Genomic DNA, 14218 nt, shown 5'->3' with positions numbered 1-14218 from the left:
CAGCAGGAGGAAATTTATGCAGAAGTTTTTATCAGGTTTTGATTTGAAAATAATTGGCATCATCTTTATGGTGATTGACCATGTAAATAGTTATTTAGGAAATTTTTTAGGCTGGCCACTCTGGGTTTCATTACTAGGCCGCTTTGTTGCACCACTGTTTGTGTTTATGCTTGTTGAGGGCTTTCATCATACCAGTAATCGCCAGCGATATTTTCTACGATTATTTATCGGCGGCATCGGCATGTATGGCATCAATATAGCCCACAATTTGATAACACAAACCAGTTTTGTTAATCCCTATACAGGTGAGTTTGATGTTTTCCTATTGCTGCAGGGGCAAAATATTTTTATGACACTGGCATTATTGTTTGCGCTGATTTGGCTCTTAGAGATCATTTTGAAAAAGGGTCTCTGTTGGCAAAAAAGAATTCTGCTGAGTTTTGTACTGATTTTGATACTGCCATTTTTACTGCTTAGCGAAGGCGGTCCCTATGAGCTGGTGATGGCGCTGATTTTCTATTTCTTTAGAGGGCAATTCGGCAAGATTGCCATTGGCGTTTCTTTGTTTAGCGGACTGCTTTTGGCCCATGGCATCTTCAATTTTCTTTCGTTGCCAGATATGGGCAGTCTCTATCAAGTTTTAACCTTTGACAATGAATTTATGATGATTACCGTGTTGCCATTTATTTATTTCTACAATGGCCAGCGGGGGGGCAGCGGTGCTGTGTGGCAGAAAAATTTGTTTTATTATTTTTACCCGCTACACTTGATTATTATTTATGTACTGCGGGATATTTTAATGGCAATCAATGCTTAGTCGAATAGAATTAGTGTTGACCTCCCGAGTTGGTGAAAGCAATTCGGGAGGTTTTTTTTCTTAACTCACCTAGTTAATCGTTTTTGTCAGATTCGATTTTCTCGTCAGTTTTCTGAGGAACAGTTTTACTTTTTTCAGAGGTATCAGACTGGTATTTCTGTCCATTTTCTTGTTCCCACTGCATAATATCATCCACCGAAGTATCCTCTAAAAAAGCACTTAAAGCTTTTGCCAAATCCTTGTGTTGCCGCAAAATAAAATCTTTTTCGTATTCAGCCATAATTGGACTCCTTTTTACAAAATTATATAATAAAGTTTTACATAGGTAAAGTAAACTTGTATAATAGTAAAGTAATATTAATTAGGTGGCGAAATTATGAAAAAAGATTTTGGCGATGGTATTCAAAATAAAGTTTATGAATACCGTGTTTTGGCACGACTCTCACAGCGGGAATTAGCAGAAGCAGTCGGCGTTTCAAAGCAGACAATTTTATCGATGGAAAAAAGCAATTATTTGCCGTCGTTATTGTTGGCTTTTCGCATAGCAGCTTTTTTTGAAGCGGATATTAATGATATTTTTAAATACGAGGGAGGAAATAAAAGTGATAGCTCACGTTGATCAAGGAATTAGTTTACTTAATCAGAATCAAAACCGACTACTAATTGTAGGCATCATCTTTGCGGTAGTTATGTTAGTTTTAGCAATTTTTTTCCTGCTATTTAAAATGGGCGATGATGAGCGTTCTGATTATTTGGGACAGAAAATTGCGACGGTAAGTTTGATGGTATTGATGCCACTTTTAACCTTCTTATTTATTCTAAATCCTATCAACTGGCAGGTGTTTTTATTAACCTGTTTGCTAATGACAGGCCTGGTTGCATTCAGCTACACAGTTTTTCAATACAGACGTTTAATTTCATAAAAAAACCATCCCAGAACATTGGCTTTCAGCTTAGCCGATCTGTTCTAGGATGGTTTTTTATAAATCTACTAACCCATATGCTTCAACAAGCGATTGATATGGACAGCCAGATAAAATGTTTCTTCGTTGGGAATCGTCTTTTTGTAAGTCTTCTCCAAAAAGTCCCGGACCTTGACGGCAATTTCGGCCGCTTCAGGAAATAGATTCCACATTTGGTCGTGGAGGGCTGTTTCGCCTTCGTGTAAAAGGCTCTCTGAGAAGAAACGTTCCACGAAAAAGCGCACATGGGTGATAAAACGCGTGTAATGCAGGGAATTTGTATCCAATTCCCTTTGAATCGAGTAACGAACTAGGTTGACGATTTCGCCCGTCATCTTGGCATAGCGAAAGCCATCAGCTGCATCAGTTTGGCTGACTTGGGCATTAATCAAATGAAAGGCGATGTTGCTGGCCTCTTCTTCTGGCAAGTCAATCTGATAGGTCTGATTAAGTTTTTCCAAGGCGGTTAAAGCCACGGCAAACTCTTTTGGATAATAGCTTTTAATTTCCCAATGGAGGCGGTTGGTAATCGGCAAGTTTTCTTGGCCCCGTTCAACGGCAAAATGCAGGTGGTCGGTCAAAGTTAAATAAAGATTGCTGTTTAGCTCCTTTGCCAACTTTTCTTGGGCATCTTGGATGATGTCACGGGTCAATTCAAAAAACTCAAAGGGAATTTCCCCCACCAGTTCTGCAAGTTGGGAAGGTTTCTGTTCGTCGGCCTCCAAAAAAATCTTGTCCACCTGTTCATCAGAAATTTCTTCGCCGGCTTTTTTGCCAAAGCCGATACCTTTGCCCAGCGCAATCATTTCCTGGCCGTTTTTTTCGACGAGGACCACACTGCTGTTGAGAACTTTTTTGATAACGCTCACCAGTTCACCTCCTTTAAAAAATTAGTCTGCTAAAGAAGCTCCGTTTGTTTCAATTACTTTTTGGTACCAGTAAAAAGAGTCCTTCCGCAGTCGGTCGTAAGTACCATTGCCCTCATCATCGGCATCGACATAGATGAAACCATAACGCTTAGACATTTGCGATGTACCTGCACTGACTAAATCAATCGGGCCCCAGCTAGTGTAGCCGACCAAATCAACACCTTCATCAATCGCTTCTTTCATCTGTTTGAAATGGGCGGTGAAATACTCCATCCGGTAATCATCATGAACTTTACCATCCTCGACTTTATCGACAGCCCCCATACCATTTTCAACAATCATTAACGGCAAATGATAGCGATCGTATAATTCAATCAAGGAGATTTTCAAGCCTTTTGGATCAATTTGCCAGCCCCATTCAGTGGAAGGCAGATAAGGATTTTTCACGCCCAATACTGTATTGCCCGGAGTTCTTTCCGCATTCGGGTCAGCAGATTCAGCCATCGACATGTAATAGCTGAAGGAGACAAAATCAACGGTGTGTTCCTTTAGTATTTCTAAATCACCAATAACCATTTCTGGCATAACGTGGCGCTTTTGCAAGTCCTTCAAAATCATTTTTGGATATTCGCCAAAGACTTGTACGTCCGCATAGAAATCATTTTCTAAATTTTTCTTCAATGTCAGCTCGACATCCAGCGGCGCACAGGTTAATGGGTAGGTCATCAGTTTGGTCAACATACAACCAACTTGGCTGCCAGGAATTTTTGCATGGGCATCTTTGGTGACCAGCGCACTGGCTACAAATTGATGATGCAAAGCTTGGTAAATGTCCGCTTCATATTGGCCAGCCGCACTTTTGTCAGGAATAATGCCGGCGGTGGTGAAGGGATGACGATGGATGCTGTCAATTTCATTAAAGGTCAGCCAATATTTTACATATTTTCCAAAGCGGTCAAAACAAACATTCGCAAAGCGGACAAAGTCATCAACCACCCGACGATTGACCCAGCCGTTGTAATTTAAGCTTAAGGCAACGGGCATTTCATAATGGGACAAGGTAACAATCGGTTCGATGTTTAACCGCTTCATTTCCTTAAAAACATTTTCGTAAAAAGCAACACCGGCTTCATTTGGTTCCAATTCTTCGCCAGTTGGAAAGAGACGCGTCCAAGCGATTGATAAACGCAGTGTTTTAAAGCCAATTTCGGCAAACAAAGCTAAGTCTTCTTGGTAGCGATGATAAAAATCAATGCCTCGGCGTTTGGGATACCATTTGTCGGTTTTATCCGCAATCGCCGCTTCAATTGATTCAGTGGTCACTTCCCAGTGGGCCGCGTAATTGGTGTTGTCAACATTGGGCTTGTAAGAGGCAATATCAGCTACAGACATGCCTTTGCCGTCAACATCCCAGCCACCTTCAACTTGATTCGCGGCAATGGCGCCACCCCATAAAAATCCTTTTGGAAATGCATTGTTTGTCATAATATTTCTCCTTTGTATTTTACACTATTGAGATTCTTTTTTTAAGCTAAACTTATCGTTAATAATTTTGATTCATTGGTGACATTGGTATCTTCCTGCAGTGGTTCAACCGTAAATTTATCTTGATTGGTCACCACATAGATGACTGTATCATCAAAGCCGGCTGCTTGAATCGCTTGAATATCAAATTCAATCAGCAATTGGCCTTTGGTCACCCGGTCGCCCGCTTGAACTTTTGGAGTAAAGCCAGTGCCTTGCATTTGGACGGTATCAAGGCCGACATGGAATAAAATTTCAGCACCACAGTCTAAGCGTAAACCTAAGGCATGACCAGTTTCAAAAACCATCGTCACTTCACCGTCAGCTGGGGCATATAATTTTCCTTCTTCTGGAACAATGCCGACACCGCCGCCGACCATGCCGCTGGAAAACACATCATCTTTGACTTCTGACAAGGGAATGACTTTACCAGTCACGGGACTCATCAATGTTTCTGTATAATCAGCTGTTAAATTTTGCGGCAAAGTTGTTTCTTCCGGCGCAGCTTCTGCTGCTTTGGCATCTTTAAAGGAAACTAAGACAAAGACAAAGGATAGCGCAAAGGAAAGACCGAAGACGACAAAAGCCCAAACTAGATTCATCGCATTACTTGGATCAGCGTACATCGTGATACTAGCTAAACCAGGTCCGACTAAAGCGAAGGCCCGAATAGCTGTAATTCCAGCAACAGCGCCACCAATTAAACTGGAAAGCATCACGCTGTATAACACACGTTTATGAAGAATTGTCACCCCATACAAAGCGGGTTCAGTAATACCAAACAAAGCAGAAATTCCGGCTGAGATAGCTGTTGCCCGTAATTTTTTATCCTTTGTTCTCAAACTGACAGCAAAACAGGCACCAGATTCAGAAATATTATGAGCCAATGAAGCCGGCAGATAAAGCAGTTCCATCCCCAGCTCGCTCATAGAAGAAACCGCATAAGGAATCATCGCTTTGTGCATCCCGGTTACGACCATCAATGGTAAAACGGCAGCCAGTAAACCAGTTGCCACCCAGCCTAAGTTTTCATACAAGGCAACAATTACACTAGAAAAGGCCGTTCCGACATTAAAGCCAAGTGGGCCTAAAATCAATAGGGCAACTGGCGCTGTTATCAACAAGCTCATCATCGGCACAAAGAAAATCCGAATGGCCTTGAAGGAATATTTGGTGAAGAATTTTTCCATAACAGAATAAAACAGAACCGTTAAGATGGCTGGAAATACTTGAGAGCCATAGTCAATGTTTTCAATACCAAAGGATAACACTGAGGTTCCTTCTGAAATCATCGCCGTCAAGCTTGGTAAAATCATCACGCCGACAACTGAGACCGCAACAAGTTCATTGACCTTTAATTTTTTGGCGGTCGTAATCGCCACGAGAATCGGTAAAAAGTAAAGGGGAGCGCCGCCGACTTGATACAAGACTTGATAAGTCGAGCTTTGGTCGCTCATCACGCCTAGCAGGGAAGCTAACAATAAAAGCGAACGTAAAATTCCGCCGCCGGCAATCGCTGGAATCAAAGGTTGAAAAACGGAAATAATAAAATCAAGCACGACGGCGCCGATTTTTTGTTTTTCTTTGGGGCCATTATTTTCTGAGCCGCCAGTGTCTACTGTGTCACCGATTATTTTTTTGACTTCATCAAAAACTTCGACAACTTCATTGCCGATGATAACTTGGGTCTGCACATTTTGGCGCACACCCATCACACCGTCGATATTTTCCAGCGCCGCTTTATCAGCTTTCTTGCTGTCTTTTAATGTAAAACGCAATCTAGTGGAGCAGTGCTCCAAATGGGAGACATTTTCTTTCCCGCCAATTTCTTGAACGATTTCTTTTGCTGTTTCTTGGTAGTTCATACAATCCCTCTTTTCTAATTTTTTTGCATCCACTTGGCCGAATGGACGCAAAAAAGGCAGCACTTAAATAAATCGACAGTCCATCCCTAGAGAATTAGACTAACAACTTATTTAGGTCCTGCCTGCATTACCAGTCACATGCCTGTAATTAATATGTATGTATCATAGCACAATTATTTGGAAACGCAAACATTTTTTTAAATTATTTTAGGTTGTTTGCAAAATCTGAGAATTTTTCGCTGAAACAAAAAGGCTGTTGCGAATAAAAAAACTCACGTACTCCCGCTAGAAGGAAGTATGTGAGTTAAATTTTATGTGAACCGGGCTCGCAGTGTTTAATAATATCTGCGGCGGGAATCTTTTGGTGTTGTCAGCCAGCGAACCAGCCAAATAGCTAGAGCGATTGGCAGAGCAATTTTCACAGCCACCCAGAGAATACCGCCGATTAAACCAAAGAGGATATTTAAGACAATACCTGCTACGATAAACAAACCAATAACTTTTAATATATTGACAATAGGGGATGAACTTCTCATAATAATCTGCCTCATTTCTCTTGAATTAGTATATATATACTTTAACAAGAACGAGTGTTATCGACATCCATCTAAAGACTGATTTTCTTCTCAGACCTCTTAAAAGAGTAAAATCTCGCAAAAAAAGCTGAAAAAGCCTAAAATATTAAATTAGATAAGAGAGAGATGTGAGGAGATAAAAATGTCAAAAACACGGATTGAGGCGTTTACCGATGCGGTGATTGCAATTGTCATGACTTTGCTGGTGTTAGAAATTGCTACCCCCAGCGAGCCAACTTGGAGTGCTTTTTTTGAGTCAGAACATAAGATTTTGGTCTATGTCATCAGCTTTGTCACCCTAGCCATTTATTGGAACAATCACCACCACATGTTTCAAATTGTTCATCGAATCAACGGCAAAGTCTTATGGGCCAACAACTTTTTGATTTTCACCTTGTCACTGTTTCCTTTTGCGACGGCTTGGGTAGGAGAAGGCCTTTTCGCTTGGCCGCCGCAAGCTGTTTACGGATTTGTTACCCTTGGCGCTAATGTGGCGTATTATATTTTAAATACGACTCTGGTGAAGGCTAATGGTAAAAATTCGGCGATTGGTGTGCTGAATAGCGACCATACGAAATTATTTATTTCGATTGGGGCTAATATTTTAGGTTTGCTCTTAGGCTACTTTGTGGCGCCAATTCTGGTGATTGTCATCAATACTTTGGTGCTGCTTATCTGGGCGGTGCCGCAAAAGAAAATTGAAGAAAATATCGATAAGTACGCCGGCAAATAAAAAGCCAGCTGCTCCTGTGGTCCTAAAGCAATTTAGGTTTCCACAGCGGCAGCTGGTTTTTATTTTAATAAATTAAGCTAAGCCATTATCCTGAATGACTTTTTGATACCAATAGAAGCTATCTTTTTTATAGCGTTTTAAATCCTTCAAATCAAAGTCATCACGGTTGACATAAATAAAGCCGTAGCGTTTTTTGTAGCCTTCATGGGTACTAATCAAATCAAGGGCGCTCCACGGGCAATAGCCGAATAATTCGACACCGTCTTGAATCGCTAAGTAGACCTGTTGGATATGGTCATTCAAATAATCAATTCGGTAATCATCATGCACCTGACCATCTTCAGTCAAGACATCCTCTTGACCTAAGCCGTTTTCTGTAATTAACAACGGCAGCCGATAACGGCTATAAATTTGATGTGCTGTGGTTCTCAGGCCCACTGGATCAATGGCCCATTTAGAAAAAGCCGTGGTTTGCAGATGCTCGTTTTGTTCCATTTGGAAAAAGCCCGGTAGTGAAAAACCAGATTGCTGATCTTTAGCACCGCCTCCTTTGGTATTCGCTCCGGAAACGGTCATCGAATTATAATAATTAAAAGCGATAAAATCAGCAGTGCCCGCCAGCATGATTTCGCGATCTTCTTCGGTCACTTCAGGTGCTGCGTGGAGCGTTTCTAGAATATGCCATGCCATTGTATTATAGGTGCCAAAAACAGCTGCATCCAAGAACAACCAATTGCGAATAGCCGACATATATTCTGCCGCCAGCATATCCTCTGGCGCTTCTGTTTTGGGATACACACAGGCGATGTTTGGCGCTGGGCCAATTTTGCCAGGATAATGGCCCTCATGGTAAAGCTTCATCACTTTGGCTTGCGCTACTAGCATATGGTGATTGCCCTGAAAGACATCCTTCCAATCGGCTTGCTCTCCGCCGATGGCTGCACCGGCAAACACCAACATATTTTGTTCATTAATGGTCTGCCAATAGTTGATTCGATCACCAAAGGTATCAAAAAGCACTTGGCAATATTCGACAAAAGCATCAATTGTTTTCCGATTGCTCCAACCACCTTGCGCTTGTAGCGAGGCCGGCAAATCAAAATGAAAAACCGTTGGAATAGGTTCGATGCCATTAGCTAACAGTTCATCAATTAAGTCCTGATAAAATTGCAACCCGGCAGGATTGAGTTTGCCATTTGGCAGCACTCGCGTCCAAGCAATCGAAAAACGATAAGCCTTCAAGCCCAACTCTTTAAATAATTGAACATCTTCTTTCATATGATGATAGTGATCAGAGGCAACCTTAAAATCCGTGGTCCCCGGAACTGGCGGCCGAACATCTTGAACGGACGGCTCCTTGCCATCTTCATTCCAAGCCCCCTCCACTTGATAAGCACTGGTGGACGCCCCCCATAAAAAATCCTTTGGAAAAGTATTCATGCAAACGCTCCTTTCATTGATAACTCTATTATAAAATAGAATCCGCTTACTTTGTAGTGTTGAGTTAAGTTGCTCTGCTAGACGTTGAAAATTTAAATCATTTTATTTGATATATCGGCAGGATGAGCTCCACTTGTCTGAATATAAAAGGTTATTGCAATCAAGTACATCTGTTGGTTTTACGATGAAGTATTAAGCAGCTAAAAGAAATTATCGTCTCATCAGTTAATCAAATCAACTGAATTCAAAATTAGTATTCTTTTAAACAAGGGATAATAAATAATAATGACCGTAATTAAAACGTTTTCTATTTAAATTGCATTGAATCGAGTTGTATACGTTCACTTTTTTTATAGATTTAGCTAAAAATGACAGAGGTGACTAACAGGTTTCATTTTTTAGTTGAATTATTCTTTTTCGAAAATTTTTAAAGAAAACCGCTTTGTTTTTTTCATATTTCAATAATTTTTATGCTGTTGAATCTAGAGAGTAAGAAAAAACCAATTTGCTAAAAAGCAGATGCAAGTCAAGGTTTTGACGAAAAAAGAGCCGGGGAATAGACTAATGAACGTACTCAGTCGTACAAAAATAAAGGAGATGTTTATTTATGTTTAAAAAAGCAATTATTAGCGGGGTTAGCCTTGCAGCCTTAACAGTTTTATTAGCAGCTTGTGGATCAAGCACAACTTCTTCCAGCTCAAGCAGCACAAGTGAATCGACTTCTATGAGTTCTTCCATGAGCACCAGCTCTTCTAGTGAAGCAACTGTTACTAGCGCAACAGCTGGTGAAATTATCGGTAGCGACACCAGTTCAGATGGTTCTGCTAAAGAAATTACATTACCAGGCGATACAGTAACTTTTGAAGTGCCGGTTTCTAGCAGCGAAGAATATTTACACTTTGCCTTCATGCACGCAGCTTCTGGTGAAAAAGGCTGGTACTTTGCTCCTGAATCTGAAGATGGTATTGCTTTGAGCTCTTCAATGTTTGATGATACTGACACAGTGGACATCACTGATCAAATCGCTTTGTTTGCCGCTCCTGATGCAACAACCTCAACCGCTGTGACAGCTAACGATGGCGATTTAGTGTATGGCACTTCTGATAACTACTTGAAAGCTACTGTTACAATGGAAAATGATATGTATGTAATCACCGTTGAAAACACTTCAACTGGCGACTACGAAACGCCATTCTCTTCTGGTGTTTGGGAAGTAACTGATATGAAAGAAACTAGCTTTGACCACACTGCCTCTGCTGCTCTTTCTACATTGGCAACCTCTGGTAAACGGGCTGACCTTTACACAGAAGTCAAAGATGACTTGAACTAATCAGACCTGTTATTAAATAAAAAATGAGAGAGGAGTCTCCTTTTTCAACCCACCTGTAACTCATTGGCTAAGGCTAATGAGTTACTTCTTTTTTATTTTGGTAGTATACTGGCAACACGAATCAGGACAGGAGGATGACCCATGAAAAAATATGATAATATTATTATCGGCTTCGGCCAAGGACCTAAAGTATTAGCTAATACCATGACCGCCCACGGAGAAAGTGTGGCTGTGATTGAGGCAAGTCGTGAGCGCTATGGAGGTACCTGTTTCACAATAGGCTGTATTCCTTCTAAAGAACTTTTGTATGCTTCACAACATCCTGATCAAGCACTCTCGCAAAAAGAAAATTATCGTCAAGCCGTGCTAGAAAAAATGGCGACCGTTGAGAATTTACGTTCCGTCGGTTACCATATGATTGCTGATGGCGGAGCAGATATTATTAATGGCAAAGGCTCTTTTGTTGATGAGCATCATGTAAAGGTGACGGATGTGGCTGATAACGAAACCGTCTTATTTGGAAAACGAATTATTATTAATACCGGCGCCACCACCGCTTATCCAGAAATCAACGGATTAAAAGACAGTAAATACGCATATGATAGCACTAGTATTATGGAATTATTTGATTTGCCAGATCGTTTAACTATTATCGGCGGCGGCGCCATCGGTTTAGAAATGGCGACGATTTATAATAACTTTGGTACGCAAGTCACCGTTTTAGACACTTACACAAGCTTTTTGCCGAAATATGACCGGGAAACCGCCGACGCAATTTTAGCAAATTTGACTGCAGAAGGCATTCGGATTTTCTCAGGCGCAACGATTGAAGAAATTGTTGATGGTTCCCATGATGCTGAGGTGCTATTTACCCTTGGAGAAAAAGAACCTCTAAGCATTAAAGCCGATGCAATTCTAGTTGCTACCGGCCGGCGTCCACAAACCGAGGGCTTAAATTTGGCAGCGGCAGGTGTCGAGTACGATGACAAAGGTATCAAATACAACGACCACCTGCAGACTAATATTCCTCACATCTTTGTTGAAGGAGATGTCAAAGGTGGTGGCCAATTCACCTATATTTCTCTTTCTGATAATCGCATTATTGCGGACTTTTTATATGGTGAAAAGCAATTGACCGTCTCCAAAGAACAAGCGGTCTATCCATTAGTTTTGTTTTTAAACACACCAGTGGCTTCAATCGGTGTCCATGAAGAACAAGTTGACAAAGCCAATGTTTTAACGAGCTTTTTACCGGCATCTGGCACCCTGCGTTCAAGAATTACCGGTGACACCACAGGATTTATGAAAACGGTGGTGGACAAGGAGACTCACCAAATTTTAGGCGCAACGTTGTATATTGAAAATTCACCTGAGGTTATTAACTTACTCAGCTTAGCTATGAGAGAAAATTTGCCTTATGAATCACTGACGAATTTAACATACAGCCATCCAGTTACGAGCGAAATGTTATTTTTCTTATACAATAGCTTAGCCTAAGAAGTTCGATAAAATTATCATTAATAAACAAGTCAAAATTTTAGCCCAGCGGCTATTGTCGTTGGGCTTTTTTTGTAGACCAATAAATTTCGTTAAGCTGTCAGATGTGATATGAAAAAAGTATTAGCATCAAAAAGCCCCACGCACCTTTATAGTATAATAAATCAAGTAAGGATAGAAACTGAGCGACTATGATTCTTAAGGAGTAAATGGGTTGAATAAATTTTTCAAAAAGTCATTGTCAAAAAATATCGGGATTATTTTTCTTGTTAGCCTGATTTTAGTGTTGCCGCAAACTATTTCCGGTAAGATGATTATCGGGTCGGATGCCCTCTTCCATTTCAATCGCTTCTTTGACACGGCGCAGCAGATTGAACAGCAGGACTTCCAGTTTTTCATTTCCCTCTATGGCTTTCAACAGACCGGCCGAATAGTCACGCCCTTGTATTCACAGATATTTTCTTATTTCTTTGGTCTGATTTTGCTGCTGTGTCAGTCTTGGTATAAGTTTCAAATTATTACTAATTTCCTGCTCTTTTTAACGGCAGGCTTGTCGCTGTTTTTTTTATTAAGAAAAATGGCAATAAGAGAGCAGCTAGCACGGAATTTCAGTTTAATTTATATGACAACCTACGCAGTTTCTTATTGGGTTATCCGGCAGGGGTATTCGAGCTGGGGAGCGGCTTTGCTGCCGCTGTGCTTGATTCCTTTGATTGATTTAATCAAGGCGCAGCAATTTAGACCGCTGCCAATCGCATTTTCAATGGCAGTGATGTTTCAGTTGCATTTTTTATCTAGTGTTTTTCTGGCGATACTGTATTTATTTGCCTATCTATATTGTTTTTCTAAAAGGGGAAATAAACAACGGTTACTGCTCCAACTGCTACTCTCTGTAGTAATTTTTTTGCCGCTGACGGCAAACGTCTGGTACTCATTGGGAAAGATTTATAGCGAAAATCAGCTTGTGCAGCCCTTTATTAATCGGGGGATTTATAACCAAACAATTACGAGTAGCAGCTGGTATTGGTTGATTAATCCATTTATTTTGCCGATTATCATACTGCTTGTTCTGCTGCTTAGCTTCAAAAAATTTAAAAATTTTTCACCGTTAAATAAGTTCTTTACGCTATCGTTTGTTTTCTTTACCGTTTTGTCGTCAAATTTATTTCCCTGGAAGTTTTTATATGAAATGGATTTTGTCATGGTGCAGACAGTCCAATTTCCTTTTCGTTTTTTTGTGCCAGCAACGATTTGTTTGTTAAGTGGGCTGGCCTTATCAATCTCTGAAGACCAGCTGACTTGGTTGAAAAAATATCAAAAGCTGGCACCTGTTGTGATTGGCCTATGTATTAGTCATTCGTTGATTTTATACACGGTGACTTTGTCAGATTGGGACAATGAAGATGCTTCGTTTATCAACAGCGGCCAGCATGTTTTTTTAGCAACAGATGATTTTCAGCAGATTAAAGCTTCGTTTTATTGTGATGATTTGTCCTTGTCGTTGGCCTTGGTTGAAAAATCAACACCAGATTATTTGCCGTTATATTCCACTGAGAAGAAAAACAATTATGATCTTTATGAGGAATATATTTTATTCAATGAAAAACAATTTTCAAAACAGGTAAAAGACGGTCAGCTGATTGTTCAATGGACTAGTGAGACAAATGATGAGGAAGTCATTGTGCCTGTCATAAAATATCAGCAAACCAAATTAATCTTTAATGATCAAGAGCTGACAGCTGCTCTGCTGACAGAAATAGGCAATCCAATTGTTAAAAGTCAGTTGGGAGAAAATACGCTAATTCTCTCTTATTAGTAGGGGATTCAGTTGGAAATGTAACTAAGTGCAAAACCCTTTGGAGTTCTTATGGAAGTGAATGAAGGTGAAACTTATGAAATTTGGTAGGGCGACAAAATTTCTGTGGCAATAGAGAAGCAAAGTGAAATTATTAAGGAGGAAAAGTAATGTTGCAGTGGCTTGGTTTATTAGTGGTCAATCTAATTATGCCGGTTTTGTTGATTATTTTTGGTGTCCTTTTTAAAAACGAACCACCACGGGAGATCAACAAGACCTTTGGCTATCGCACAAAACTTTCCATGAAAAATCAAAAAAATTGGGACCTCGCTCAAAAAATGCTCGGAAAAATTTGGTTCAAGCTAGGCATATTTTTACTGATTGTCAGCGGGGGCGGCATGTTGCTACTATTAATTTTTATACCCAAAATGCAAGAACCATTGAGCTATGCCATCACTGCAGGACAACTTATAGTGGTGTGTGTATCTTTGCTAAGGATACAAAAGGTTTTGAAAAGTGGATCGTGATTGTTCATTTAAAAAGGATAAAAGAGGAGTAGATAAACTCAGGGTTTTATGGACTCAAAGGTAAGAGCTTTCATGATATACTGAGGGGGAATAAGCGAAAAGAGATAAAGGAGCTGAATTATTTTGGACGGAAAGAAAGTTACAACAGGAACAGGGTTACTTGTTGGTGACATTGACACAATGGTCAAATTTTATCGAGATACCTTAGGACTTCATACCGATTGGGAGGGTGGAGACTTTGCTAAGTTTGAAACAGGTAGCGGTGATTTATCTCTATTTATGTA

Annotated in this window: 15 protein-coding genes; 9 read left to right on the top strand and 6 right to left on the bottom strand. The window is 40.4% G+C overall.

What is annotated here, in order from left to right; all coding sequences use genetic code 11:
• Positions 1-16: 16 nt before the first annotated feature.
• A complete protein-coding gene (locus tag AC1Z3S_RS16250) occupies positions 17-817 on the top strand; it encodes a TraX family protein (RefSeq protein WP_461741232.1) in 801 nt (266 codons plus the stop codon).
• Between the two features lie 73 nt (positions 818-890).
• Here the strand turns inward: AC1Z3S_RS16250 and AC1Z3S_RS16245 are convergent, their stop codons facing one another.
• A complete protein-coding gene (locus tag AC1Z3S_RS16245) occupies positions 891-1097 on the bottom strand; it encodes a hypothetical protein (RefSeq protein WP_461741231.1) in 207 nt (68 codons plus the stop codon).
• Between the two features lie 96 nt (positions 1098-1193).
• Between AC1Z3S_RS16245 and AC1Z3S_RS16240 the strand changes: the two genes are divergently transcribed.
• Together AC1Z3S_RS16240 and AC1Z3S_RS16235 are read left to right on the top strand one after the other, a co-directional pair.
• The gene (locus AC1Z3S_RS16240) at positions 1194-1436 is read left to right on the top strand and encodes a helix-turn-helix transcriptional regulator (RefSeq protein WP_461741230.1); all 243 of its coding nucleotides are present in this window, start codon (positions 1194-1196) and stop codon (positions 1434-1436) included.
• Positions 1420-1740, top strand: coding sequence for a hypothetical protein (locus AC1Z3S_RS16235; protein ID WP_461741229.1), 321 nt, complete (start codon positions 1420-1422; stop codon positions 1738-1740). Before AC1Z3S_RS16240 ends, AC1Z3S_RS16235 begins: the two co-directional genes overlap by 17 nt.
• Positions 1741-1808: 68 nt before the next feature.
• On the opposite strand, the gene AC1Z3S_RS16230 is transcribed toward AC1Z3S_RS16235, so the two are convergent.
• From AC1Z3S_RS16230 to AC1Z3S_RS16215, 4 genes are all read right to left on the bottom strand, one after another.
• Entirely contained in the window at positions 1809-2648 is an 840-nt protein-coding gene (locus tag AC1Z3S_RS16230) for a PRD domain-containing protein (protein ID WP_461741228.1), read from the bottom strand.
• A 21-nt stretch (positions 2649-2669) separates the two neighbouring features.
• Positions 2670-4133 (bottom strand): glycoside hydrolase family 1 protein, encoded by a 1464-nt coding sequence (locus AC1Z3S_RS16225; protein ID WP_461741227.1) that lies wholly within the window; start codon positions 4131-4133, stop codon positions 2670-2672.
• A 41-nt stretch (positions 4134-4174) separates the two neighbouring features.
• Complete coding sequence (locus tag AC1Z3S_RS16220; protein WP_461741226.1) at positions 4175-6037, bottom strand: beta-glucoside-specific PTS transporter subunit IIABC; 1863 nt, start codon at positions 6035-6037, stop codon at positions 4175-4177.
• 335 nt (positions 6038-6372) lie between these two features.
• Positions 6373-6573, bottom strand: a complete 201-nt coding sequence (locus tag AC1Z3S_RS16215; protein WP_265459409.1) for a hypothetical protein — start codon at positions 6571-6573, stop codon at positions 6373-6375.
• Between the two features lie 181 nt (positions 6574-6754).
• On the opposite strand from AC1Z3S_RS16215, the gene AC1Z3S_RS16210 reads away from it, so the two are divergent.
• The gene (locus AC1Z3S_RS16210; protein ID WP_265459408.1) at positions 6755-7345 is read left to right on the top strand and encodes a TMEM175 family protein; all 591 of its coding nucleotides are present in this window, start codon (positions 6755-6757) and stop codon (positions 7343-7345) included.
• 72 nt (positions 7346-7417) lie between these two features.
• On the opposite strand, the gene AC1Z3S_RS16205 is transcribed toward AC1Z3S_RS16210, so the two are convergent.
• Positions 7418-8785, bottom strand: a complete 1368-nt coding sequence (locus AC1Z3S_RS16205) for a glycoside hydrolase family 1 protein (RefSeq protein ID WP_461741225.1) — start codon at positions 8783-8785, stop codon at positions 7418-7420.
• Positions 8786-9392: 607 nt separating this feature from the next.
• On the opposite strand from AC1Z3S_RS16205, the gene AC1Z3S_RS16200 reads away from it, so the two are divergent.
• From AC1Z3S_RS16200 to AC1Z3S_RS16180, 5 genes are all read left to right on the top strand, one after another.
• Positions 9393-10115, top strand: coding sequence for a hypothetical protein (locus AC1Z3S_RS16200; RefSeq protein WP_461741224.1), 723 nt, complete (start codon positions 9393-9395; stop codon positions 10113-10115).
• 141 nt (positions 10116-10256) lie between these two features.
• On the top strand, positions 10257-11612 hold the full coding sequence (locus tag AC1Z3S_RS16195) for a dihydrolipoyl dehydrogenase family protein (RefSeq protein ID WP_461741223.1): 1356 nt from the start codon (positions 10257-10259) through the stop codon (positions 11610-11612).
• 214 nt (positions 11613-11826) lie between these two features.
• Positions 11827-13428, top strand: coding sequence for a hypothetical protein (locus tag AC1Z3S_RS16190; RefSeq protein WP_461741222.1), 1602 nt, complete (start codon positions 11827-11829; stop codon positions 13426-13428).
• A 149-nt stretch (positions 13429-13577) separates the two neighbouring features.
• The gene (locus AC1Z3S_RS16185; protein ID WP_461741221.1) at positions 13578-13934 is read left to right on the top strand and encodes an SdpI family protein; all 357 of its coding nucleotides are present in this window, start codon (positions 13578-13580) and stop codon (positions 13932-13934) included.
• Positions 13935-14057: 123 nt separating this feature from the next.
• Positions 14058-14218 (top strand): VOC family protein (locus AC1Z3S_RS16180; protein WP_461741336.1); only part of this gene is annotated, 161 nt, incomplete at its 3' end.

The organism is Enterococcus sp. LJL90, assembly GCF_056924355.1.
This window is presented reverse-complemented; position numbering and strand designations above follow the sequence as displayed.

What these genes read in the sequence shown, in the direction of transcription:
- AC1Z3S_RS16200 (WP_461741224.1), top strand. Translation starts at nt 9,393, where the DNA reads ATGTTTAAAAAAGCAATTATTAGCGGGGTTAGCCTTGCAGCCTTAACA.
- AC1Z3S_RS16250 (WP_461741232.1), top strand. Translation starts at nt 17, where the DNA reads ATGCAGAAGTTTTTATCAGGTTTTGATTTGAAAATAATTGGCATCATC.
- AC1Z3S_RS16220 (WP_461741226.1), bottom strand. Translation starts at nt 6,037, where the DNA reads ATGAACTACCAAGAAACAGCAAAAGAAATCGTTCAAGAAATTGGCGGG.
- AC1Z3S_RS16225 (WP_461741227.1), bottom strand. Translation starts at nt 4,133, where the DNA reads ATGACAAACAATGCATTTCCAAAAGGATTTTTATGGGGTGGCGCCATT.
- AC1Z3S_RS16245 (WP_461741231.1), bottom strand. Translation starts at nt 1,097, where the DNA reads ATGGCTGAATACGAAAAAGATTTTATTTTGCGGCAACACAAGGATTTG.
- AC1Z3S_RS16210 (WP_265459408.1), top strand. Translation starts at nt 6,755, where the DNA reads ATGTCAAAAACACGGATTGAGGCGTTTACCGATGCGGTGATTGCAATT.
- AC1Z3S_RS16185 (WP_461741221.1), top strand. Translation starts at nt 13,578, where the DNA reads ATGTTGCAGTGGCTTGGTTTATTAGTGGTCAATCTAATTATGCCGGTT.
- AC1Z3S_RS16205 (WP_461741225.1), bottom strand. Translation starts at nt 8,785, where the DNA reads ATGAATACTTTTCCAAAGGATTTTTTATGGGGGGCGTCCACCAGTGCT.
- AC1Z3S_RS16240 (WP_461741230.1), top strand. Translation starts at nt 1,194, where the DNA reads ATGAAAAAAGATTTTGGCGATGGTATTCAAAATAAAGTTTATGAATAC.
- AC1Z3S_RS16215 (WP_265459409.1), bottom strand. Translation starts at nt 6,573, where the DNA reads ATGAGAAGTTCATCCCCTATTGTCAATATATTAAAAGTTATTGGTTTG.
- AC1Z3S_RS16195 (WP_461741223.1), top strand. Translation starts at nt 10,257, where the DNA reads ATGAAAAAATATGATAATATTATTATCGGCTTCGGCCAAGGACCTAAA.